3 protein-coding genes are annotated in these 4,601 nt (G+C 37.7%); 2 read left to right on the top strand and 1 reads right to left on the bottom strand.

Annotated features, from left to right (window positions below):
• Nucleotides 1–840, bottom strand: an 840-nt coding sequence (locus tag B3C16_RS08170; protein ID WP_291130740.1) for an aminoacyl--tRNA ligase-related protein, incomplete at its 3' end; no start/stop codon positions are given.
• A 178-nt stretch (nt 841–1,018) separates the two neighbouring features.
• Here B3C16_RS08170 and B3C16_RS08165 point away from each other — a divergent pair.
• A complete protein-coding gene (locus B3C16_RS08165; protein ID WP_291130738.1) occupies nt 1,019–2,935 on the top strand; it encodes a M1 family aminopeptidase in 1,917 nt (638 codons plus the stop codon).
• 77 nt (nt 2,936–3,012) lie between these two features.
• Nucleotides 3,013–4,359: an RIP metalloprotease RseP gene (gene rseP, locus B3C16_RS08160; protein ID WP_291130735.1), complete on the top strand. Its 1,347-nt coding sequence runs from the start codon at nt 3,013–3,015 to the stop codon at nt 4,357–4,359.
• The last annotated feature ends 242 nt before the right edge of the window (nt 4,360–4,601 follow it).

The following is a 4,601-nucleotide window of genomic DNA, read 5'->3' as shown; positions in this document are numbered from 1 at the left end:
CAAACGGTTCAAACCACGAACGTGCGCACCATAAGAACCGGCTTCGCGACGGAAACACGGTGTATAACCTGTGCACAAAACCGGCAATTCACTTTCCTGCAAAATCACATCGCGGAACAAATTCGTTACCGGAACTTCAGCAGTTGGAATTAAGTACAAATCGTCAATGCCAACGTGGTACATTTGTCCTTCTTTGTCCGGCAATTGTCCGGTTCCGTAACCTGAAGCTTCGTTGACCAAATGCGGTACTTGAAACTCTTGGTAACCGGCTTCGGTATTTTTATCAAGGAAATAGGAAATCAAAGCGCGTTGCAATTTAGCACCTTTTCCTTTGTAGACAGGAAATCCGGCGCCGGTGATTTTTACACCCAATTCGAAATCGATGATGTCATATTTTTTAACCAATTCCCAGTGAGGTTGCGCACCTTCATGTAAAACAGGAATATCGCCTTCTTGAAAAACGTTTAGGTTTTCTTCCGGTGTTTTGCCTTCCGGAACGATATCGGCAGGAAGATTTGGTAATAAATACATTTTTTGCGTCAATTCGGTAGCGAAGGCATCTAATTTCTCAGACAATTCTTTACTGCTTTCTTTGAGTTGACTCGTTTTTTGTTTTAGGATTTCGGCTTTGGCTTTTTCTCCGTTTTTCATCATTTCACCAATAGCAGAAGATAATTTATTGGCTTCTGCCAAAGTATTGTCAAGAGCCACTTGTGTGCTTCTTCTGTTTTCGTCTAATAGGATTACTTCTGTTACAATGGCTTTAGCATCCATGTGCTTTTTGGCCAAAGCGGTAATCACTTTCTCTTTATTTTCTCTGATGTAACTAATTTGTAACATGTCATTTTCTTTATTGCGCTCGCAAATTTAATGAAATGTTTGATAAATCCTTTCTGATGCTGAAAAACTTGCCTTTTGTAACCAAATTATAATCAAAGTGATAGGTTTAATTTATCATTTCTTTGACAGTTGTCTACCTTAATAATTGCTATATTCGCAAAAAAATCAATTGCCTACTATGAAAAAGTGCTACTTTTTAGTATTTTATCTTACAATATCTTTTGTTTTTGCCCAAGAAGGTATTTTAGAGACTAACAGAATTGCCGAATCGGAAATGAAATCTGCTTCACAGCTCATGAATTTTCAGGTCAATCCCAATACCGCAAACTACGATGTTACTTACAGCAAGCTTGAATTTACAGTAAATCCTGCTGTTTACTTTATAACCGGAAAAGTAACCACGACTTTCAAGGCGTTGAGCGATATGACAATGGTTACTTTTGATTTAACAGACCAATTGACGGTTAGTTCCGTAAAACAAGGCGCTACCGATTTGCCTTTTGAGCAAAACACCGACGATGAGTTGGTAATTACTTTGCCAAGCGCTTTAATTACTGGGAATTTTGCTACTGTAGAAATCAATTATTCCGGTGCTCCAGCTAGTGGTGAGCAAGCTTTTACGAGAAGTACTCATAATGGCGCTTCGATTATTTGGACATTGTCGGAGCCATTTGGAGCGAGAGATTGGTGGCCTTGTAAACAAGATTTGAATGATAAGATTGACAGCATTGATGTGTATATCACGGCACCATCGCAATATGTTAGTGTGGCTAATGGTGTTGAACCGGAAGCACCGGTAACCAATGGTGCAAATAAAACCACTCATTTTCACCACAGCTATCCTATACCGGCTTATTTAGTAGCAATAGCGGTCACTAATTACCAAGTTTATACACAAACCGCCGGAATAGAACCGAATACTTTTCCGATTGTAAATTATATTTATCCTGAGAGTTATGCTGCAGCGGTTGTTTCTTTAGCCCAAACGCCTGTGATTATGGATTTGTTTGAAAATTTGTTTGAAACCTATCCTTTTAGTGCCGAAAAATATGGTCATGCCCAATGTGGTTTTGGGGGCGGAATGGAACATACGACAGTTTCCTTTATGGGAAATTTCAGTCGGGGTTTGATTGCTCACGAATTGGCACACCAATGGTTTGGCGACAAAATTACTTGTGGTACTTGGAAAGACATTTGGTTGAATGAAGGATTTGCAACTTATTTATCGGCGCTCACCATTGAGAATTTAGACGGATTGGATGCTTTTATCATACAAAAATCGGGGATGATTGATTTTATTACTTCGAGTCCGGCCGGAAATGTGTATTTAACTGATGTGCAAGCAACTAATGTCAGCAGAATTTTTAGTAGCCGATTGAGTTACAACAAAGGCGCGATGGTTTTAGAAATGTTGCGTTTTAAAATGGGGGATACCGCTTTTTTTCAAGCGATAAGAAATTATTTAGCCGATCCTAATTTGGCTTATAAATACGCAGTAACTACAGATTTAAAAGCGCATTTGGAAACAGTTTACGGACAAGATTTAACCGAGTTCTTTGAGGATTGGATTTACAATCAAGGATATCCAATTTATACCATTACGGCTCAAAATTGGGGCGAAGGTCAAGCCAAATTTGTAATCAACCAAACACAATCAGATCCTTCGGTGACTTATTTTGAAATGCCGGTTCCGGTTAGAGTGTATGGTGCTTTGGGAGAACAAGCCGATTTGGTTTTGAACAACACTTTTGATGGTGAAGAGATTATTGCTAATGTTCCTTTTGCCATAACCGGTGTTGAATTTGATCCTGAAAAACATATTATTTCTAAAAACAATACTGCCTCACTTGGGAATGAGGTTTTTGACCTAGCCAATGCTATAGTGCTGTATCCGAATCCGAGTGCTGAGGTTTTGCACATTCAAATGCCAACTTCACTTGTTTTGGAAAAAGCGGTTATTTACAACAGTCTTGGGCAAAAAGTATCGGAAAGTAATACTTTGGATTTCTTTGTGAGCAACTTGTCTTCGGGTGTTCATTACCTGCAAATTCAGACAATGGAAGGGACTTATCATAAAAAATTCATAAAAAAATAATCTAAAACAAATATTATATGCACGAGTAAGGTGAAAACCTTACTTTTGTGCGTTTAAAAGAAACTGACAAATAAGAAATGGAAATTGCAATCAAACTATCTCAATTTTTACTGAGTTTATCAATATTAATTATACTTCACGAATTAGGGCATTTTATTCCGGCCAAATTATTTAAAACTAGGGTAGAGAAGTTCTACTTGTTTTTTGACATCAAATATTCTTTGCTGAAAAAGAAAATCGGCGAAACTGAATACGGTATCGGTTGGTTGCCTTTGGGCGGTTATGTGAAAATCTCCGGAATGGTAGATGAAAGCATGGACACGGAGCAATTGGCACAAGAACCACAACCTTGGGAGTTCCGTTCTAAACCAGCTTGGCAACGTTTGATTATTATGTTGGGCGGTGTAACGGTAAATTTCATTTTGGCTTTTATTATTTACATTGGAATGACTTTTTTCTATGGTGAAAAGTACATCAACAACAGTGAAGTGAAAGATGGTGTTTGGGTTCAAAACACGGAGCTTGAAAAGGTAGGGATTAAAACAGGAGATAAAATTGTCGCGATTGACGGTAAGGAAATTGTAAAATTTGAGCCTTCTGTTAATTTGGATGTTTTGATGGCTAAAACGGTTTTGGTTAACCGTAACGGAGAAGAGAAGACTATTGCTATACCACAAAACTTTATCGGAAAATTTATTGACAAAGACAAAAAAGAATTGATTGCTTTGAGAATGCCTTTTGTGGTTGGCGGATTTGCTGATGACTCTAAGAATAAAGAACAACTAAAAGTTAAAGATGTTTTTGTTTCAGTTAATGGTCAATCATTAAAATACTATGATCAAGCCGCTTCGGTTCTTTCTTCCTATAAAGGGAAAGAGGTTACTGCTGTCGTTTTGCGTGATGGTAAAGAAACGCCTGTGAAGCTTATTGTAAACCAAGAAGGGAAAATGGGTGTTGGACCGGCACAAGTGACTGAAAGCAGTCTGGAGAAATTAGGTTATTACAAATTCAGCACGGAGCAGTTTGGGTTTTTTGAATCCATTCCGGTTGGAATTGACAAAGGATTTGCGCAATTGGGCAACTACTGGAAACAATTGAAACTTATTTTTAATCCTAGTACAGGAGCTTACAAAGGCGTAGGCGGATTTGCGGCTATTTATAATATATTCCCTGATTATTGGAGTTGGGAAGCTTTTTGGAGTATCACGGCTTTATTGTCAATTATGTTAGGGGTAATGAATTTATTGCCAATTCCTGCCTTAGATGGAGGTCATGTGATGTTCTTGTTGTATGAAATGATCTCAGGCAGAAAGCCAAGCGATAAGTTCTTAGAAAGAGCCCAAATGGTTGGTTTTGTATTACTTATTTCCCTGTTATTGTTTGCTAACGGAAACGATATTTACAAGGCAATCATAGGCAAGTAATATTTTTTGAAATTTTATTCGTTTTTATTTGCAAAAAATAAAATTCGTTCTATCTTTGCAACCGCTTAAAAGGATATAAATATCCTCTATAGCTAAAGAAAAAGAGCTTCTGACTGTTAATCAGAGTCCTGATAGTTATCGGGATTGGTTCGAAAAGTGTTTTTTGAAATAATAGAATTTACAATATACAGTTTCCTCCTTAGCTCAGTTGGTTAGAGCATCTGACTGTTAATCAGAGGGTC

The sequence above is a fragment of the Flavobacterium sp. UBA7682 genome, from assembly GCF_002482945.1.
GTDB lineage: Bacteria > Bacteroidota > Bacteroidia > Flavobacteriales > Flavobacteriaceae > Flavobacterium.
Note: the sequence above shows the minus strand (reverse complement) of the source record. Positions and strands in the feature narration are given on the sequence as shown.

Coding starts and splice junctions, on each gene's coding strand:
- B3C16_RS08165 (WP_291130738.1), top strand. CDS start 1,019: ATGAAAAAGTGCTACTTTTTAGTATTTTATCTTACAATATCTTTTGTT.
- rseP (WP_291130735.1), top strand. CDS start 3,013: ATGGAAATTGCAATCAAACTATCTCAATTTTTACTGAGTTTATCAATA.